Below are 18,650 nucleotides of genomic sequence, written 5' to 3'. Positions count from 1 at the left end.
GGGCTGCGAAGCAGCCCCGGGGGCCTGATGAACGAAGCTGTTCTGGAAGGACTGCGCTGACTGGTTCTGGGACCGCTTTGCGGTCCTTTCGCGACGCAAGGCCGCTCCCACAGTCAGGCTGCGTTAACCTCCGAGCTGCTTACTGGGCAGCCTTGATCGCCGCCGCCAGCTTCTTCGCCGCATCGGCCGGGTCGGCCTTGGGGTCGTTGATGTAGTTGGTCACCACATCGAAGAACGCGCCCTGCACGGCCAGCGTGGTGGCCATGTTGTGCGCCATGCTCGGCTGCAGGCCGCCATTCTTGGCATCGGCCAGGAAGTCCTTGGCGGAGGTTTGCGCGCAGGCGTCGAAGCCATACTTGCCCATGTCGGCCAGCATGTCGTTGCGCACCGGGATCGACCCCTTGTTGCTGCTGAAGACCTTCTGGAAGTCCTCGCCCAGCACCTTGCGGGCAATATCCTGCTGGCCGGCAGACGTGCCGGCGTCGTTCTGCTTGAACACCACCAGCGAGTCGATGTTGTACAGGAACGCCTTGTCGGTGCCGGGGAATGGCACGCACTGATAATCCTTGCCGGCGGTTTTCTTCGCCAGGGTCCATTCGCTCTTGGCCCAGTCGCCCATGATCTGCATGCCGGCCTTGCCGTTGATGACCTTGGCCGCTTCCAGGTTCCAGTCCTGGCCTTTGCCATCCGGGTCCATGTAGGTGGCGACCTTTTTCAGTTCGGTGAGCGCCTTGACCATCTGCGGGCCGGTCAGGGCCGCGCTGTCGAGGTCGACCAGAGCCTTCTTGTAGCCATCGGCCCCCATCACCGCCAGCACCACGCTTTCGAACACGGTGCTGTCCTGCCACGGCTGGCCGCCATGGGCGAGCGGGATGAAGCCGGCGGCCTTGAGCTTGTCGGCGGCGGCGTAGAATTCGTCGAGGGTGGCTGGCGCCTTGTCGATACCAGCCTTCTTGAAGACGTCGGGGTTGATCCACAGCCAGTTGATGCGGTGGATGTTCACCGGCACGGCGACATAGTCACCGTCGTACTTCACGGTGTCCGCGACCTTCTTGTCGAGCAGGGAGTCCCACTTTTCGTCCTTGGCCACATCCTTGAGCACATCGGCGTCGAGCAGACCGGTGGCCGCCCAGTCCTGGATGTCCGGGCCCTTGATCTGCGCGACACCCGGCGGGTTGCCAGCCACGGCGCGGCTCTTGAGCACGGTCATGGCGGTGGCACCACCACCACCGGCGACGGCGCCGTCCTTCCAGGTGAAGCCATCTTTTTCGACCTGGGCCTTGAGCACATCGACCGCCGCTTTTTCACCACCGGAGGTCCACCAGTGCACCACCTCGACACTGCCTTTGGCATCGGCAGCCAAGGCACTCAGCGGGAACAAGGAGGCCAGTGAGATTGCGGCAGCGAGACGGAGCGTGGAATTCATCGAAGCACCTTTCTTGTTGTTATGCCGTGCAAGTCGATCGCTTGCGTTGCATGAAGTCTAAACAGCGTGCTCGCCTCGCCAGGTAACGAAGCGATGCGTGAATGTCATCGTTTGGTTACATTGCCGGCCAAGTTGCTGGCCAGGCTGGGTGCCAGTGGCAAGCCTGGCAGCAGCAGCGCCTGGTAGGCATGGTAGAGGTCGGGCTTGCCTGGCCAGATGGTCGCGGCCGGCTGGTTGTGCGCATCGAGTTCGTGGTGCCAGCTGCCAGCGCCATGGTCAATGAAATGGTTGGCGATGAAGTCCCAGCAACGGCGGTACCACTGCTCGTAGTGCGCCTCGCCCGTGCGCTGCAACAGGGCCGCGGCGGCGGCGCAGGCTTCAGCATGCACCCAGTGCAGGCGTGCGCGCACCACCGGGCGATCGTCCCAGTCCAGGGTGTAGACGAAACCGGGTGCGCCATCGACGTTCCAGGCCTGCTGGCAGGCTGTATCGAACAACACGCGGGCACAGTCTGGCAGCCACTGCGGGGCATGCAGGCCGGCCCGTTCCAGACTGGCTTCAAGATGCAGCAGTAACCGCGCCCACTCCAGGGCATGCCCGGGCGTGGAACCATAAGGCCGGAAGTGGTCGGCCGGGTGCGCCTGGTTGTAGTGCGGCAGTGGCTGCCAGAGGGCGTCGAAATGCTCGATGACCCGGTAGCCGTTGGCAGCGGCATGGGTATGGATGATGCGTTCGGCGATGCGCAAGGCGCGTTGCAGCCACAGGCTGTCGCCAGTGACGTCTGCCAGGGCCAGGAAGGCCTCGACCGCATGCATGTTGCTGTTGGCGCCACGGTACTGCTCGGGCAACTGCCAGGCGCGGGAGAAGGCTTCCCGAAGGGCACCCTCCTCTTCGCTCCAGAAATGCGCTTCGAGCACCTGCACCGCGCCTGCCAGCAGGGCTGGTGCACCGCCAGCACCTGCCATCACCGCCGAGCTGGCGGCCAGGGCGACAAACGCATGCAGGTAAGCCGCCTTGCCGCTGTCGTCATGGCCACCGGGGTGGGCGAACCAGCCGCCGTAGGTGGCATCCTGCAACGCGCCACGCAGGGCGGCCACACCGTGTTCGGCATAGGCCAGGTAGCCGGGCACGCCCTGCAGGTGGGCCAGGGCGAAACAGTGGGTCATGCGGGCGGTGATCAGGGTTTCGGCGCGGGCACCGGTTGCAAGCAGGCCTGCGGCGTCGAGGCTGCCGAAGCCATCGGGCAGTTTCGAAGCCGTGGCGAAGGCCAGCAGGCGCTGCCCTTCTGCCACGCGCCAGGCGTTGTGCGCCGGGGCGTCGAGCCAGCGGGTGGAAGCCAGGTTGGAGGTGCTCATGGGCCAGCTTGATCCTTGCCAGTCGTCTGCGAATTCTAGTGAGCTGGCCTGGAAGGGAATGTCACCAAGGAAGGTGGATTTGTCACCAGTCAGTGACATTTGTGTTGCCTGTACCGGCCTCTTCGCGGGTAAACCCGCTCCCACAAAGTCCTCATAGGTCCACCAGCCTCCGAGGCTAATGCAAAAACCTGTGGGAGCGGGTTTACCCGCGAAGAGGCCGGTACAGGCAACACAACCCTTCAGTCCATGCCCCGCGGCAGATACAAGGTCACCCGCAACCCGCCCTCACGCAGGTTCAGCAAGCTCACCTCCCCGCCATGGCTATGGGCAATGTTGCGCGCAATCCCCAACCCCAGCCCGTACCCCTGCTGCTGCCCGGCCAGACGGAAGTGCGGCTCGAACACCTGTTCCAATTGCTGCTGCGGCACCCCCGGCCCCTGGTCATCCACCTGCAGCACGAACCCCTCGGCACTGTCGATGATGCGCAACCGTGCCCGCTCGCCGTACTTTATGGCGTTGTCGATCAGGTTGCCGATGCAGCGCCGCAGCGCCAGCGGCTTGCCCGGGTACGGCGCCAGCGCCCGGCCTTCGAGCGTGATGCGGCCATCGCCCAGGTAAGGCTCGGCCAGGATTTCCAGCACCTGATTGAGGTCTACCGGCTCGATGTTCTCGTGGATGTCGGTGTCCTTCACGCACTGCAACGCGCCTTTGACCAGCAGCTCCAGCTCGTCCAGGTCCTGGCTGAACTTGGCCTGCAGGCGCTCGTCCTCCAGCAGCTCGACGCGTAGGCGCAAGCGGGTGATCGGCGTGCGCAGGTCGTGGGAAATGGCGCTGAACAGCTGGCTGCGCTCGGTCAGGTAGCGGCTGATGCGCTCGCGCATGCTGTTGAACGCACGCCCCACCTCGACCACCTCGCTGCCACCACCTTCGGCCACCGGCGCCACATCGGCGCCCAGCGACATCTCCCGCGCAGCCCGCGCCAGGCGCTTGAGCGGCCAGCTTTGCCAGTGCACCAGCAAGCCGATGAACAACAGCAGCAAGGCCGTGGTCAGCACGATGAAGCCGATCTGCTGACGCGGCAGGCGCTCGGCCTCCAGGCTGGTGTAGGGCTCGGGCAGCAGCGAGGCGATGTACAGCCACTCACCCTCGCCCAGGCGGATCTGGGTGACCAGCACCGGCGGGTTGAGTGGCTCCAGGGTCAGCGAGTAATGCGCCCAGGAGCGTGGCAGTTCGTCGAGCTTCAGGCCGCTGTTGAAGATACGCAGGTCGTCCGGCCCGACGAACTCCACGGAAATTTCCATCTGCGAACCCAGGCGCTCATGCAGCACTTGCTGGAACACATCGATAACCGCCTGCTTGCGCGGGGTAACGGGCAGTAGCGGCATGTCCAGCGGCTTGGCGTTGAGCGACACGAAAAAGCGCGTGCCGCCCATGCTGCGCAGCTGGTCGAGGACCATCGGCCGGTAGGCCACCGGCAACGAACGGAAGTAGCTGACACTGGCACTCATCGAATGAGCCAGGCTGCTGGCGCTGGCACGCAGGCCCTGCAACTGGCTGGCGCGCAATTGGGCAACCCAGATGATGCTCGACAACCCCTGGGCCAGCAGAACTACCAGCAGGGTCAGCAGCAGCATGCGCCCTAGTAGCGAGCGCGGCAGCAGCCGCCAGCGCCGCTCAGGGCGCATTGCAGACATGGGCAGCCAGCAGGTAGCCGCTGCCGCGTACGGTGCGGATCAGCCGGGGTGGTTTGTCGGTATCGCGCAGGCGCTGGCGCAGGCGGCTGACCGCCATGTCGACGATGCGGTCAAGCGGCATCGGCTCGCGGCCACGGGTGGCGTTGCCGATGGTGTCGCGGTCGAGGATCTGCTGTGGGTGGTCGAGGAACAGCTTGAGCAGGGCGAAGTCGGCGCCGGAGAGAATCACCTCCTCACCGTCGCGATGGAACAGGCGGTGGCTGACCGTGTCCAGGCGCCAGTCGTCGAAGGCCAGCACCGCACTGCCCGGCGCCGCCTGGCCGAACTCGGCGCGGCGCAGCAGGGCCTTGATCCGCGCTTGCAGTTCGCGGGGGCTGAACGGCTTGCCCAGGTAGTCGTCGGCACCCAGCTCCAGGCCGATGACCCGGTCGGTTTCGTCGGAACTGGCGGTGAGCATGATGATCGGTACCCGTGCCTGGCGCGGGTGCTGGCGTACCCAGCGGCACAGGCTGAAGCCGTCTTCGTCGGGCAGCATGACATCGAGGATGACCAGGTCGCAGGGGGTGGACTCCAGCGCGCGGCGAAAGCCCTTGCCGTCGGCTTCGGCATGCACCTGGAAGCCGGAGCGGCTCAGGTAGGTTTGCAGCAGTTCGCGGATTTCCTGGTCGTCGTCGACCATCAGGATCGATTTGCCGGCAGTGCTCAAGGTGGTCCTTCCTCTTGTTGATTGCAGGTCTTTTTGCCTGCTGTCGGGTGTTGCCTTCGGGGGCTGCCTTGCAGCCCATCGCGACACAAGGCCGCTCCTACAGAATGGCGCGGCCCCGTGTAGGAGCGGCCTTGTGTCGCGATGGGCCGCACAGCGGCCCCCTGCTACCTATCGGTTATCCAGCGCCTGCTGCAAAGCCACCCCGGCCCCCAGCAACCCGGAAAACTCCGCCGTCACCAGCCAAACCGGTACGCCAGCGAAATAGCCACTCATGCAGCCCTTGTCGGAAAAACTCGCGGCAAACCCGCTGCGCACGAACAGCTCGGCAAAGCGCGGGATCACGCCGCCGACAATATAGACCCCACCCCGCGCGCCCAGCGTCAGAACATTGTTACCAGCGACTCGGCCAAGGAACCGGCAGAACTGCTCGATCACCGCCAGCGCCCGCGGCTCGCCGCCGAGCGCGGCATCGGTGATCTGTGCCGGGGTCTTGTGTCGGGGTGTGTCGCCGTCCAGCGCGCAGATTGCCTGGTACAGGCGCAGCAGGCCACCGCCACTGAGCACGGTTTCGGCGCTGACGTGGCCGATCTGAGCGTGAATCTGTTGGTGAATCGCCGCTTCGCGGGCATTGCCCACCGGCAGGTCGACGTGCCCGCCCTCCCCCGGCAGGGCATGCCAGTGCTGTTCGCCCAGGCGCAGCAGCGCGCCCACGCCCAGCCCGGTACCCGGGCCGATGACCAGGGCCGGCCGCGAGAGGTCTGCCTGGCCTGGGCACACTTCGCGGAACTCGCCGGGGCACAGACGGGTCATGCCCAGCGCCATGGCGGTAAAATCGTTGATCAGCAGCAGCCGCTCGACCTGCAATGTCTGGCAGAAGGCCACGCGGCTGAGGCGCCAATGGTTGTTGGTGAAGCGGAACTCATCGCCATCGACCGGCCCAGCCACCGCCAGGCAGGCAGCAGTCACGCCGCCGCGGGTAATGCCCAAGCCTTCAAGGTAAGCCTCGATGGCCTGTTCCGGGCTGGTGTAGTCCTCGGTGGCGAAGACCTTCACTTCGTGCAGCTGGTTGTCACGCCACAACGCAAAACGGGCATTGGTGCCGCCGATGTCGCCAACCAGCAGGTCCTTCATTTGAGGTTCTCCAGGGCCGAGGTGAACGCACTGGCGCCCTGTTCTGCCGGGCTGAACGCCACGCGCATGAAGCCGAACAGCTCGCGCCCGCAGCCCAGGTCGTTGCCCTGTGGCGCTGGCGGCAGGTCGCGGCCGGCCAGTTCTTCGGCCGACACCATTACCCGCAGCGTGCCTTCGACACCATCGACCCGCACCATATCACCATCGCGCACCCGTGCCAGCGGGCCGCCGTCATAAGCCTCGGGGCAAACGTGAATGGCCGCCGGGATCTTGCCCGAGGCACCGGACATGCGCCCGTCGGTCACCAGCGCCACCTTGAAGCCACGGTCCTGCAGCACGCCGAGGAACGGTGTGAGCTTGTGCAGCTCGGGCATGCCGTTGCAGCGCGGGCCCTGGAAGCGCACCACGGCGACGAAGTCACGCTCCAGCTCGCCGGCCTTGAACGCATCGGCCAGCGACTGCTGGTCGTGGAACACCCGCGCCGGGGCCTCGACCACCTGGTGCTCGGGGGCGACAGCGGACACCTTCATCACGCCGCGGCCAAGGTTGCCCTCCATCACCCGCAGGCCGCCTTCGGCCGAGAACGGCCGCGCCACCGGGCGCAGGATGCTTTCGTCCAGGCTGTGCTGCGGCCCTTCGCGCCACACCAGCTTGCCGTTGTCGAGGAACGGCTCCTGGGTGTAGCGGCGCAGGCCATGGCCGGCCACGGTGTTGACGTCTTCGTGCAGCAGCCCGGCATCGAGCAGCTCGCGGATCAGGAAGGCCATGCCGCCCGCGGCCTGGAAGTGGTTGATGTCGGCCTTGCCGTTGGGGTAGACGTGGGACAGGGTCGGTACTACCTCGGACAGGTCGGCCATGTCCTGCCAGGTCAGCTGGATACCCGCGGCCTGGGCAATCGCCGGGATGTGCAGGGTGTGGTTGGTCGAGCCACCGGTGGCGTGCAGGGCGACGATGGAGTTGACCAGCGCCTTCTCGTCGACGATTTCACCCAGCGGCATGAAGTTGCCGCTGGCCTTGGTCATGCGCGTGACCTGCTGCGCGGCCTCGGCGGTGAGCGCATCGCGCAGCGGTGTGTACGGGTTGACGAACGAGGCACCCGGCAGGTGCAGGCCCATCACTTCCATCACCAGCTGGTTGGTGTTGGCAGTGCCGTAGAAGGTACAGGTGCCAGGGCTGTGGTAGGACTTCATCTCCGATTCCAGCAGCTCTTCGCGGCTGGCCTTGCCTTCGGCATAGCGCTGGCGCACGTCGGCCTTCTGCTTGTTGGAAATGCCGGAGACCATCGGCCCGCCCGGAACGAAGATGGTCGGCAGGTGGCCGAAGCGCAGCGCCCCCATCATCAGGCCGGGGACGATCTTGTCGCAGATGCCCAGCATCAGCGCGGCGTCGAACATGTTGTGCGACAGGGCCACGGCGGTGGACATGGCGATCACTTCGCGGCTGGCGATGGCCAGCTCCATGCCTGGCTCGCCCTGAGTCACGCCATCGCACATGGCCGGCACGCCACCGGCGAACTGGCCGACCGAGCCGACCTCGCGCAGGGCCTGCTTGATCTGCTCGGGGAAGTGCTGGTACGGCTGGTGCGCCGAAAGCATGTCGTTGTAGGCCGAGACGATGGCCACGTTGGCCGCGTTCATCAGGCGCAGGGTCTGCTTGTCGTCGCTGCCGCAACCGGCCACGCCATGGGCGAAGTTGGCGCACTGCAGGCTGGCACGCATGGGGCCGTCACTGGCCGCGCCGCGAATCAGTTGCAGGTAGCGTTCGCGGGTGGCACGGCTACGTTCGACCAGCCGCTGGGTGACCTCAAGGATGCGCGGATGCATGTACTGGACTCCAGGCTAATTGTAAGGGCGGTTTACCGGGCATTTCCCCTCCAAACGATTGCGGCCTAGGCTCAAGGTAGAGGAGCCCGCTGCATCGGTGGAGGCACGACGCCCAACCACTCGTTGTATGTTTAAACAAAATACTGCCACTAAAAAGGCTTGTTTTCTATCGGCAGGTGAATAATCTTGTAATTCCAACAACAAAACCGTTTCAGTGAAGCTCCTTTGTGCCACAGGTTTCACTCGGACTGCCAGAGGTACTGCCATGACCCTACGCATCGCCATCAATGGATTCGGCCGCATCGGGCGCAACGTCCTGCGCGCACTGTATACCCAAGGCTACCGCCAGGACCTGCAGGTCGTCGCCATCAACGACCTGGGCGACAGCGCCATGAATGCCCACCTGCTCAAGTACGACAGCGTGCACGGCACCTTCGACGCCAGCGTCGAGGCCGACCACGAAAGCCTCACGGTCAATGGTGACCGTATCGCGGTCAGCGCCATCCGCAACCCGGCCGAACTGCCCTGGAAGGCCGAGGCGATCGACGTGGTGTTCGAATGCACCGGGCTGTTCACCGAGCGCGCCAAGGCCGCCGCACACCTGGCTGCGGGAGCTGGCAAGGTGATTGTCTCGGCACCGGCCAAAGGCGCCGATGCCACCGTGGTGTACGGGGTCAACCATGACATCCTGCGGGCCTCGCACCAGATCATTTCCAATGCCTCCTGCACCACCAACTGCCTGGCACCGATTGCCCAGGTGTTGCACCGCGAGTTCGGCATCGAACAGGGCCTGATGACCACCATCCATGCCTATACCAACGACCAGGTGCTGACAGATGTGTACCACGGCGACCCGTACCGTGCGCGCTCGGCGACCCAGTCGATGATCCCGAGCAAGACCGGCGCTGCCGAGGCCGTTGGCCTGGTGCTGCCGGAGCTGGCCGGCAAGCTTACCGGCATGGCGGTACGGGTGCCGGTGATCAACGTGTCGCTGGTGGACCTCACCGTCAACCTCAAGCGCGAGGCCACGGCCGAGCAGGTCAACCAGTTGTTCCTCGAGGCCAGCAAGCATTCCAGGGTATTGGGCTACAACGCCTTGCCGCTGGTTTCCTGCGACTTCAACCACAACCCGCTGTCGTCGATCTTCGATGCCAACCATACCCGGGCCAACGGGCGCATGCTCAAGGTGCTGGCCTGGTATGACAACGAGTGGGGGTTCTCCAACCGCATGCTGGATAACTGCCTGGCGTTGTGCCGCGCCCGCTGAGCTTCGGCACGCTCCCTGTAGGAGCGGCCTTGTGTCGCGATGGGCTGCGCAGCAGCCCCCTGCAATCTGTGCCACGGCCAAAATCCTGGGGCTGCTGCGCAGCCCATCGCGACACAAGGCCGCTCCTACATGGGACCGCGCAAGGCTGGGACTCACAATCTTTACCTTTTCCTAACATTTCCAGGCTTGACCTTCGATATGGATGATAAGCATTATCATTAACCTTTCGTCGGCCAGGTCCCCCAGTGAGTCAGTCCCGGTTCAACTCTGTCTTCCTCGTCCAGCGCCTTACCCTGCTGCGCACCTTGCAGCGCATGGTGGGCAACCCCAACACGGCCGAGGACCTGTTGCAGGAAACCTACCTGCGGGTGTCCCGCGCCCTCGGTGAGCGGCCCATCGAACACATCGAACCGTTCGTGTTCCAGACCGCACGCAACCTGGCCCTCGACCACCTGCGCGCACGCCGGGTGCAATCGCGCATGCTGGTCGACGACGTGCCCGACGAGGTCCTGCACAACGTGGCCGCGCCGGCCACCAGCAGCGAGGATGCGGCCCATGCCGAGCAGTTGCTCAAGCACCTGAGCATCAGCCTCAACCAGTTGAGCGAACGCCAGCAGCGCATCTTCATCCTCAGCCGCCTGCATGGCGCCACCTACCTGGAAATCGCCGAACAACTGAATGTTTCGCCCAGCACGGTACAGAAGGAACTGAAACTGATCATGGCGATATGCATGGGTGTCGCCGACCGCCTCAAGTGAGGCAACGCAAAGCCCTTGCCACGCCCCGCCTCAGCCTTGATCATTCGCAAAAAACCATTCAAGGATTCACCGTGACCGACAGCCCCCCTCGCCCGTCACCCGCCGGGCCCAGCGCCCGTGCTCGTGCCATGGACGAGGCGCTGGACTGGCTGGTGCGCCTGCAATGCGCCGACGCCGAGGACACCCAGGCCTTCGAAGCCTGGCTGAGCGCAGCGCCGGAAAATGCCGAGGCCTATGTCGAGGCAGAAGCATTGTGGAACGGCGCACCGCTGCACCAGGTGGCCGTGCAGATGCATCAGCAACAGCGCCGCTCGTGGCGCGGGCGCCTGCGCAGCCACTGGAAACCCCTGGCCACGGCGGCGCTGCTGCTGGTCGGGCTGTTCACCCTCGGCAACCTGCCCATGCGCCTGCAGGCCGACCACCTGACGGTGGTGGGCGAGCGCCAGCGCCTGCAGCTGGAAGACGGCGCGAAAGTGCTGCTCAACACCAATTCGGCATTTGCCAGCGAGCAGCGTGACGGCCGCCAGATCGCCCGCCTGCTACAAGGCGAGGCCTATTTCCAAGTCCCCGAGGGCGCGCTGCTGCCACTGGAAGTGCAGGCCGGGCCATTGCGCGCGCAGGTGCGCGACACCGACTTTGCCGTGCGCTACCTCGACGGCGAGGCACAGGTGCGGGTGCAGCGCGGCGATGTTGACCTGCAGGGGGGCCGCGACCAGCGCATCCGCCTGAGTGCCGGCGACAGCATCAGCGTCGGCCCCCAGGGGTTCGGCCAGCGCCAGCGCCCCGACATGCACAAGGACCTGGCCTGGGTCGACGGCCGCCTGGTGTTCGAGAACTGCCCGCTGAGCCAGGTGCTGGCCGAGGTGCAGCGCTACTACCCGGGCTGGATCATCAACCGCAACGCGCAGCTGGAAGACATGGCGGTCACCGGCAACTACCGCCTCGACCAGCCGCTGGAAACCCTGCGCGCGCTGGCCCACATCACCTCGGCACAGCTGCATGAGTTCCCGGCACTGGTCATCCTGAACTGATCCGCAAATCTGAAACCCGACACGATCCCTGTGGGAGCGGGCGTGCCCGCGAACACGGGCAACGCCCGTGCCATCCACCGCGGTGCCTGTTTCGCGGGCATGCCCGCTCCCACAGAAATCGCGATACCGATCGCCAGACCGCAATCCAACTTTTTTTACGCAGTCGCGCTACCCCGCCCGTCTCGTTATAGCCAATGCAACTGATTCTCGTTTGAAAACGAGGACAGCCATCACCTATAACAGTCCGCGCGTCAGGGAGCGCTTCCGATGTCCACAGGTCCTACCCGCCCCTCCACTCTTCCTCGCCATGGAGGGCAACTGCCCCTCCTGAGCCTTTCCCTACTGAGCCTCGCCCTGCTCGCCAGCGGCGCCATCAGCCTGCCGGCACTGGCCGCCGAGCCGGCACAGGCCAGCAGCCCGCGCATGGGCGACTACCGCTTCAGCATCGGCCAGCAGCCGCTGGTTTCGGCCATCAATGCTTTCAGCCAGGTCACCGGCTGGCAGGTCGGCTTCAGCGCCGAACTGGCCGACGGCGTGGCATCGCCAGGGGTGCAGGGTTCGCTACCGCCGGAAGCCGCACTCAAGCGCCTGCTGCACGGCACCGGCCTGGGCTTTCGCAAGATCAGCAACGGCAATGTGGTGCTCGAACGCCAGGCCAGCGCCAATGTGATTGCCCTGCAGCAGGTGACCGTCAGCGCCACCCGCAGCGCCCAGGACGTCAGCCAGGTGCCGAGCACCGTCAGCGTGCAGACCCGCGAGCAACTGGACCGGCAGAACATCAACAACATCCAGGACCTGGTGCGCTACGAACCGGGCGTATCGGTAGCCGGCACCGGCCAGCGCAGCGGCCTGAACGGCTACAACATCCGTGGCATCGACGGCGAGCGCATCCTCACCCAGGTCGATGGGGTGTCGATCCCCGACAGCTTCTTCTTCGGCCCCTACGCCCAGACCCAGCGCAACTACGTGGACCCGGAGATCGTCAAGCGTGTGGAAATCCTCCGCGGCCCGGCTTCGGTGCTGTACGGCAGCAACGCCATCGGCGGCGCGGTGAGCTACTTCACCCTCGACCCGGACGACATCATCAAGCCCGGCAAGGACGCAGGCGCCCGCCTGAAGACCGGCTACAGCTCGGCCGACGAAAGCTGGCTGACCTCCGCCACCGTCGCCGGCCGCCAGGGCGACTTCGACGGCCTGTTGCACCTGAGCCAGCGCAACGGCCACGAAACCGAGACCCACGGCGGCCACAGCGGTGACGGCCTGGCCCGTACCGAAGCCAACCCGATGGATGTGCGCACTACAAACGTGCTGGCCAAGCTGGGCTGGAACTACGCCGACGACGCGCGCCTGGGCTTCACCTACGAACGCTACAAGGATGACCGCGACCAGAACATCCTCAGTGCGGTGGGCGGGCCGTTCATTCCTGGCCTTGGTGCCTCGGGTTACTACAAGGCGCGCACTGGCAACGACACCATCACCCGCGAACGCTTTGGCATCAACCATGAGTTCGGCCTGGATTCGCTGGTGGCCGACCATGTGAAGTGGAGCCTGAACTACCAGATCGCCAAGACCGACCAGCACACCGAAGAAGTCTACGCACCACCTGGCCGTCAGGTGCTGCGTACCCGCGACACCACCTACAAGGACCGCCAGTGGGTATTCGACGCCCAGCTGGACAAGGCCTTCAGCCTCGGCGCCACCGATCACCTGCTGACCTACGGCACCACCCTCAAGCACGAGAAGGTCACCGGTTCGCGCAGCGGCACTGGCACCTGCCTGGCCGTTGGTTCAGGTTGTTCTGCCGCTGGCGCCGAGCGCCCGGCAGACGGCCAGGCCCTGGTCAGCGACTTCCCGGACCCGACCGTGAACACCTACAGCCTGTTCGTGCAGGATGAAATCCGCTGGAACAACTGGACCTTCATGCCTGGCGCTCGTTACGACTACACGCGCATGGAGCCCAGGTTCACCAAGGAGTTCCTGCGTGGCCTGGAGTCCACCGGTACCGCGCCTACCTCTCAGGACGACTCGGACAAGAAGTGGCACCGCGTCTCGCCCAAGTTCGGCCTGACCTACGCCTTCAACGACAACTACACCTGGTATGGCCAGTACGCCGAAGGTTTCCGCACCCCGACTGCCAAATCCATGTACGGGAAGTTTGAGAACATCGAGCAAGGCTACCGCGTCGAAGGCAACCCGGGCCTGGAACCGGAAAAAAGCAAAAGCTATGAAACCGGCCTGCGTGGCAACTTCGACGCCGGCAACTTCGACGTGGCTGTGTTCTACAACAAGTACCGCGACTTCATCGACGAGGACGCCGTGAAAAGCGCCAACCTGGAGCAGACTTTCCAGGCCAACAACATCAAGCACGCCACCATCAAGGGTGCCGAGGTCAAGGGCCGCCTGAACCTCGACCACTTCGGTGCGCCGCAGGGCCTGTATACCCAGGGCTCGATCGCCTACACCTATGGCCGCAACGATGACACCGGCGAGCCACTGAACAGCGTCAACCCGCTCAAGGGCGTGTTTGGCCTGGGTTACGAACAACAGCACTACGGCGGCCTGCTGAGCTGGACACTGGTCAAGCGCAAGACCCGCGTCGACGACAGCACCTTCTACTCGCCCGACGGCTCGAGCTCCAAGTTCCGTACCCCCGGCTATGGGGTGCTGGACCTGACCGGTTACTACAAGATCACCGACGACGTGACCATCAACGCCGGCCTGTACAACCTCACCGACAAGAAGTACTGGCAGTGGGATTCGGTACGCAGCTACGACGGCCAGGGTGAAGCGGCCGTGACCCAGCCGGCCAACATCGACCGCCTGACCATGCCGGGGCGCAACTTCGGCATCAATGTGGTTTGGGATATCTGACCTGGATTATCGCTGACAGGTTTGTTTCGTCAGTGCCGGCCTCTTCGCGGGTAAACCCGCTCCCACAGGTATTGCGCAGACCTCGGGGCTGTAATGTCCCTGTGGGAGCGGGTTTACCCGCGAAGAGGCCAGCACTACCAGCACAAATACCAGCTTTTTTTACTGTCGCGCTCCAACTATTTCGTCTTGTCTCTAGACGCCCCCTTTTCCAAGGACTGCCCCATGACCGACCGCCCAGCCCTGCGCTCCCAGCGCCTCAACCAGATCACCCACGCCCCCCACGCCGAACTGGATGCCCTGGTCAAAGCCCACGCGCCCTTCGACAGCCGCGAAAGCTTCGCCCGCTTCGTGGTCGCCCAGTACCTGTTCCAGGCCGAGCTGCAGGCCCTGTACAACGACCCGCAACTGATTGCCATCGTCCCCGACCTGGCGGAGCGCTGCCGCGCCGAACAGGCCCGCCTGGACCTCGCCGACCTCGACACCGAAGTACCGCCAGCCGTGCCAGGAGCCCTGCGCAACCCGAGCCTGGGCGAGGCAATGGGCTGGATCTTCGTCTCCGAAGGCTCCAAACTGGGCGCTGCGTTTCTGATCAAGCGTGCCGTGGCCCTGGAACTGTCCGACAGCTTCGGTGCCCGACACCTGGGCGAACCGGCCGGTGGCCGTGCCGAAGGCTGGAAGCAGTTCACCCGCATTCTTGATGGCCTGGCCCTGTCGGCCGAAGAGGAAGCCGCTGCCGAACGCGGCGCAGTTGCTGCCTTCGAGCGCTTCACCGAGCTGCTCAAGCACGCCTACGCCGCGGATGCCGCGCTGGTTTGACACGCCGTAACCGGCCACCCTACCGGTGGCCGAACCGTTTTATGCAGTGAGACCATGACCCGACCCGCCCGCTCGAAACTCGCCCGCCTGCTGTATGCGCTCCTGGCTTACGTGAGCCTGGGCGTGGGCCTGGTCGCGATCGTCATTCCCGGCTTGCCGACCACCGAATTCATCCTGCTGGCCGCCTGGGCGGCCACGCGCAGTTCGCCGCGCCTGTCTGCCTGGCTGGAGAACCACCGGCTGTTCGGGCCGATCCTGCACAACTGGCGCAATGGCAAGGTGATCCAGCGCCGGGCCAAGGTCAGCGCGACCCTCAGCATGCTGCTGTGCGCGGGCCTGATGCTGACGTTCCTGGAACACCGTTGGCCGGTGTTCCTGGCCATTGCCGGCATGACCTTGGGCAACCTGTGGATCTGGTCCCGCCCCGAGCACGCCCCCTGCCCTGCCCCGTCACAAGCTCAGCAGCCCTGAGTAAAGGGCATAGGCCGCCAGCGCGGCACCTGCCAGCACGGCGGCGAAGATCAGCTTTTCCCAGGTGGTGAACAAGGTTTTTCCCTGCTCATGCTTGGCCCTGGCGAACAGGATCACGCCCGGCGCGTACAGCAGCGCCGACAGCAACAGGTACTTGAGCCCGCCGGCGTACAACAGCCACACGGCATACACCAGGGCAACCAGCGCCACCAGCAGGTCCTTGCGGCGCAGGGCCGGCTGCCCGTCGTAGGTTTCTGCACGCACCGCCAGCAGCACGGCGTAGGCCGCCGACCACAGGTAGGGCACCAGAATCATCGACGAGGCCAGGTAGATCAGGCTGGTATAGGTACCGGCAGAAAACAGCGTGATCAGCAGGAAGCCCTGGATCATGCTGTTGGTCAGCCACAGGGCGTTGGCCGGCACGTGATTGGCGTTTTCCTTGGCCAGGAAGCGCGGCATGGTCTTGTCCCGCGCCGTGGCAAAGAGGATCTCGGCGCACAGCAACGCCCACGACAACAGCGCGCCAAGCAGCGAAATCGCCAGGCCGATACTGATCAGCAAGGCGCCCCAGGGCCCGACGATATGCTCCAGCACCGAGGCCAGTGACGGGTTCTGCAACCCGGCCAGTTCCGGCTGGGTCATCACCCCCAGCGACAGCACGTTGACCAGCACCAGCAGCGCCAGTACCCCCAGGAAACCGATCACCGTGGCCTTGCCCACATCCGAGCGGCGCTGGGCACGCCCGGAATACACGCTGGCGCCCTCGATGCCGATGAACACGAACACGGTGACCAGCATCATGTTGCGCACCTGCTCCAGCACGCTGCCGAACTGCGGGTTGCTCAGGCCCCAGATGTCACGGGTGAAGATATCGGCGCGGAAGGCGAACGCGGCGATCACCACGAAAATCAGCAACGGCACCACCTTGGCCACGGTGGTCACCTGGTTGATGAACGCCGCTTCCTTGATACCGCGCAGCACCAGGAAATGCACCGCCCACAGCAGCAGTGAGGCGCAACCGATGGCAATTGGCGTGTTGCCCTCACCGAACACAGGGAAATAAAAGCCCAGGGTGCTGAACAGCAGCACGAAGTAGCCAACGTTGCCCAGCCAGGCACTGATCCAGTAGCCCCAGGCCGAGGAAAAGCCCATGTACTCGCCAAAGCCGGCCTTGGCATAGGCGTACACCCCCGAGTCCAGCTCCGGCTTGCGATTGGCCAGGGTCTGGAACACGAACGCCAGGGCCAGCATGCCGACCGCGGTGATCCCCCAGCCGATCAGTACCGCCCCCACATCGGCACGCGCCGCCATGTTCTGCGGCAGCGAGAAGATCCCGCCACCAATCATCGAGCCGACCACCAACGCGATCAGCGCGCCCAGGCGCAGCTTCTGTCCCGGTTCGCTCATGAGCCTTCCTTTTTTTTGCGCGCTGTCATGGGCTTGAAACAGCCATGCGGGCCATATAAATGATGTTACTTATAATGATCCTGATCAATGAAGCTATAGCACTAATAACTGCTTTGTCTATGTCACCCTTTGACTAAAAACTAGCAGCTCCCGAGCAACTAGAAAAGAATCCGATAAAACTCGAAATTCTTGTGAAAAATTTGCGAAAGCGGCAAAAGCGGCTAGCTTCAAGCATCGCAGGCTGAACAGAGCGTTTGCTCTAGAAGGACATGGAGGTGCCAGCGTGCAAGCCCTGCAGCATAAGTTGTCGGCACTCTCCAGGAGCTTCGTGAAGGAATTTTCCTACTTCACGTCGCCATGAACTGACCCAAGTCAGCGAATGGCAGCGGCGTCGGATTTACTCTGTCGTCAACTTTCTCCTGGCAGGAGTTGTTAAATGTCTGATTCATCCGGAAAACTAAAGCTCGGCGCGTTAGTTGCACTTGTCGTCGGTTCGATGATTGGTGGCGGGATCTTCTCGCTGCCGCAAAACATGGCTGCCAGCGCAGGGGTTGGCGCTGTACTGATCGGCTGGGCGATCACCGCGGTCGGCATGCTGACCCTGGCGTTCGTGTTCCAGACCCTGGCCAACCGCAAGCCTGACCTGGATGGCGGGGTGTATGCCTACGCCAAGGCCGGTTTCGGCGACTACATGGGCTTCTCCTCGGCCTGGGGCTACTGGATCAGTGCCTGGCTGGGCAACGTCGGCTACTTCGTGCTGCTGTTCAGCACCCTGGGCTACTTCTTCCCGATCTTCGGCGAAGGCAACACCCCGGCCGCCATCATCGGCGCGTCGGTGCTGCTGTGGGCCGTGCACTTCCTGGTACTGCGCGGTATCAAGGAAGCGGCGTTCATCAACCTGGTCACCACCGTGGCCAAGGTGGTGCCACTGCTGCTGTTCGCCCTGATCTGCCTGTTCGCCTTCAAGCTCGACATCTTCACCGCCGACATCTGGGCCTTGGGCACACCAGAACTTGGCAGCGTGATGAACCAGGTGCGCAACATGATGCTGGTCACCGTGTGGGTGTTCATCGGCATCGAGGGTGCGAGCATCTTCTCGTCGCGGGCGGAAAAACGCTCTGACGTGGGCAAGGCCACGGTCATCGGCTTCGTCACCGTGCTGCTGTTCCTGGTACTGGTCAACGTACTGTCGCTGGGCATCATGACCCAACCGGAACTGGCCAAGCTGCAGAACCCGTCGATGGCTGCCGTGCTGGAACATGTGGTCGGCCACTGGGGCGCGGTGCTGATCAGCGTCGGCCTGATCATCTCGCTGCTCGGGGCCCTGCTGTCGTGGGTGCTGCTGTGCGCCGAGATCATGTTCGCCGCCGCCAAGGACCACACCATGCCGGAGTTCCTGCGCCGCGAGAACGCCAACCAGGTACCGGCCAACGCCCTGTGGCTGACCAACGCCATGGTGCAGATCTTCCTGGTGATCACGCTGTTCTCCAACAGCACCTACCTGTCGCTGATCTACCTGGCCACATCGATGATCCTGGTGCCCTACCTGTGGTCGGCAGCCTATGCCGTGCTGCTGGCAGTGCGTAGCGAAACCTACGAGCAGGCCCTGGCCGAACGGCAGAAGGACCTGGTGATCGGTGGTATCGCCCTGTTGTACGCCGTCTGGCTGCTGTACGCCGGTGGCGTGAAATACCTGCTGCTCTCGGCCCTGCTCTACGCACCTGGCGCAATCCTGTTCGCCAAGGCCAAGCGTGAGGTTGGCCAACCTGTCTTCACCAACGTGGAAAAACTGATCTTCGCAGCCGTGGTCATCGGCGCCCTGGTGGCAGCCTTTGGCCTGTATGACGGCTTCCTGACTCTTTGACCCACGTCTTCGTTCAACTGGAGGAATGAA

14 protein-coding genes are annotated in these 18,650 nt (G+C 64.3%); 7 read left to right on the top strand and 7 right to left on the bottom strand.

Features of this window, described 5'->3' with window-relative positions; translation table 11 throughout:
- Positions 1 to 139: 139 nt before the first annotated feature.
- The 6 genes from CAG46_RS17810 to edd form a co-directional block, all read right to left on the bottom strand.
- Positions 140 to 1,426, bottom strand: coding sequence for an ABC transporter substrate-binding protein (locus CAG46_RS17810; RefSeq protein WP_085616751.1), 1,287 nt, complete (start codon positions 1,424 to 1,426; stop codon positions 140 to 142).
- A gap of 104 nt (positions 1,427 to 1,530) precedes the next feature.
- Entirely contained in the window at positions 1,531 to 2,781 is a 1,251-nt protein-coding gene (locus CAG46_RS17805) for an AGE family epimerase/isomerase (RefSeq protein WP_085616753.1), read from the bottom strand.
- 239 nt (positions 2,782 to 3,020) lie between these two features.
- A complete protein-coding gene (locus tag CAG46_RS17800) occupies positions 3,021 to 4,475 on the bottom strand; it encodes an ATP-binding protein (RefSeq protein ID WP_025337865.1) in 1,455 nt (484 codons plus the stop codon).
- Positions 4,456 to 5,181 (bottom strand): two-component system response regulator GltR, encoded by a 726-nt coding sequence (gene gltR, locus CAG46_RS17795; RefSeq protein WP_025337864.1) that lies wholly within the window; start codon positions 5,179 to 5,181, stop codon positions 4,456 to 4,458. The genes CAG46_RS17800 and gltR overlap by 20 nt, the downstream gene beginning before the upstream one ends.
- A gap of 168 nt (positions 5,182 to 5,349) precedes the next feature.
- The gene (locus CAG46_RS17790; protein ID WP_085616755.1) at positions 5,350 to 6,312 is read right to left on the bottom strand and encodes a glucokinase; all 963 of its coding nucleotides are present in this window, start codon (positions 6,310 to 6,312) and stop codon (positions 5,350 to 5,352) included.
- Positions 6,309 to 8,135 carry a phosphogluconate dehydratase gene (gene edd, locus CAG46_RS17785; protein WP_085616757.1) on the bottom strand — a complete coding sequence of 609 codons (1,827 nt, stop codon included), beginning with the start codon at positions 8,133 to 8,135 and terminating at the stop codon, positions 6,309 to 6,311. Before edd ends, CAG46_RS17790 begins: the two co-directional genes overlap by 4 nt.
- A 265-nt stretch (positions 8,136 to 8,400) precedes the next feature.
- On the opposite strand from edd, the gene gap reads away from it, so the two are divergent.
- From gap to CAG46_RS17750, 6 genes are all read left to right on the top strand, one after another.
- Positions 8,401 to 9,402, top strand: a complete 1,002-nt coding sequence (gene gap / locus CAG46_RS17780; RefSeq protein ID WP_041506241.1) for a type I glyceraldehyde-3-phosphate dehydrogenase — start codon at positions 8,401 to 8,403, stop codon at positions 9,400 to 9,402.
- A gap of 245 nt (positions 9,403 to 9,647) precedes the next feature.
- Positions 9,648 to 10,160 (top strand): RNA polymerase sigma factor, encoded by a 513-nt coding sequence (locus CAG46_RS17775; RefSeq protein ID WP_085616759.1) that lies wholly within the window; start codon positions 9,648 to 9,650, stop codon positions 10,158 to 10,160.
- Positions 10,161 to 10,231: 71 nt separating this feature from the next.
- Positions 10,232 to 11,191, top strand: coding sequence for a FecR domain-containing protein (locus CAG46_RS17770; protein WP_075043895.1), 960 nt, complete (start codon positions 10,232 to 10,234; stop codon positions 11,189 to 11,191).
- A 267-nt stretch (positions 11,192 to 11,458) separates the two neighbouring features.
- Entirely contained in the window at positions 11,459 to 14,062 is a 2,604-nt protein-coding gene (locus CAG46_RS17760; protein ID WP_085616765.1) for a TonB-dependent receptor, read from the top strand.
- Between the two features lie 222 nt (positions 14,063 to 14,284).
- Complete coding sequence (locus tag CAG46_RS17755; RefSeq protein WP_025337858.1) at positions 14,285 to 14,878, top strand: biliverdin-producing heme oxygenase; 594 nt, start codon at positions 14,285 to 14,287, stop codon at positions 14,876 to 14,878.
- A gap of 54 nt (positions 14,879 to 14,932) precedes the next feature.
- Positions 14,933 to 15,349, top strand: a complete 417-nt coding sequence (locus CAG46_RS17750) for a YbaN family protein (RefSeq protein ID WP_075043892.1) — start codon at positions 14,933 to 14,935, stop codon at positions 15,347 to 15,349.
- On the opposite strand, the gene arcD (CAG46_RS17745) is transcribed toward CAG46_RS17750, so the two are convergent.
- Positions 15,329 to 16,756 (bottom strand): arginine-ornithine antiporter, encoded by a 1,428-nt coding sequence (gene arcD / locus CAG46_RS17745; protein WP_085616767.1) that lies wholly within the window; start codon positions 16,754 to 16,756, stop codon positions 15,329 to 15,331. The two genes, CAG46_RS17750 and arcD (CAG46_RS17745), sit on opposite strands and share 21 nt — an antisense overlap.
- A 436-nt stretch (positions 16,757 to 17,192) precedes the next feature.
- On the opposite strand from arcD (CAG46_RS17745), the gene arcD (CAG46_RS17735) reads away from it, so the two are divergent.
- Complete coding sequence (gene arcD, locus CAG46_RS17735; protein ID WP_085616769.1) at positions 17,193 to 18,620, top strand: arginine-ornithine antiporter; 1,428 nt, start codon at positions 17,193 to 17,195, stop codon at positions 18,618 to 18,620.
- Positions 18,621 to 18,650 lie beyond the last annotated feature (30 nt).

It is taken from the genome of Pseudomonas sp. B23(2017), assembly GCF_002113725.1.
GTDB classification, from domain to species: Bacteria; Pseudomonadota; Gammaproteobacteria; order Pseudomonadales; family Pseudomonadaceae; genus Aquipseudomonas; species Aquipseudomonas putida_Z.
This window is presented reverse-complemented; position numbering and strand designations above follow the sequence as displayed.

Bases quoted from the DNA above. Each gene is read 5' to 3' on its own strand.
- arcD (WP_085616769.1), top strand. From the start codon at position 17,193: ATGTCTGATTCATCCGGAAAACTAAAGCTCGGCGCGTTAGTTGCACTT.
- CAG46_RS17805 (WP_085616753.1), bottom strand. From the start codon at position 2,781: ATGAGCACCTCCAACCTGGCTTCCACCCGCTGGCTCGACGCCCCGGCG.
- edd (WP_085616757.1), bottom strand. From the start codon at position 8,135: ATGCATCCGCGCATCCTTGAGGTCACCCAGCGGCTGGTCGAACGTAGC.
- CAG46_RS17800 (WP_025337865.1), bottom strand. From the start codon at position 4,475: ATGTCTGCAATGCGCCCTGAGCGGCGCTGGCGGCTGCTGCCGCGCTCG.
- arcD (WP_085616767.1), bottom strand. From the start codon at position 16,756: ATGAGCGAACCGGGACAGAAGCTGCGCCTGGGCGCGCTGATCGCGTTG.
- CAG46_RS17760 (WP_085616765.1), top strand. From the start codon at position 11,459: ATGTCCACAGGTCCTACCCGCCCCTCCACTCTTCCTCGCCATGGAGGG.
- gap (WP_041506241.1), top strand. From the start codon at position 8,401: ATGACCCTACGCATCGCCATCAATGGATTCGGCCGCATCGGGCGCAAC.
- CAG46_RS17755 (WP_025337858.1), top strand. From the start codon at position 14,285: ATGACCGACCGCCCAGCCCTGCGCTCCCAGCGCCTCAACCAGATCACC.
- CAG46_RS17750 (WP_075043892.1), top strand. From the start codon at position 14,933: ATGACCCGACCCGCCCGCTCGAAACTCGCCCGCCTGCTGTATGCGCTC.
- CAG46_RS17810 (WP_085616751.1), bottom strand. From the start codon at position 1,426: ATGAATTCCACGCTCCGTCTCGCTGCCGCAATCTCACTGGCCTCCTTG.
- CAG46_RS17790 (WP_085616755.1), bottom strand. From the start codon at position 6,312: ATGAAGGACCTGCTGGTTGGCGACATCGGCGGCACCAATGCCCGTTTT.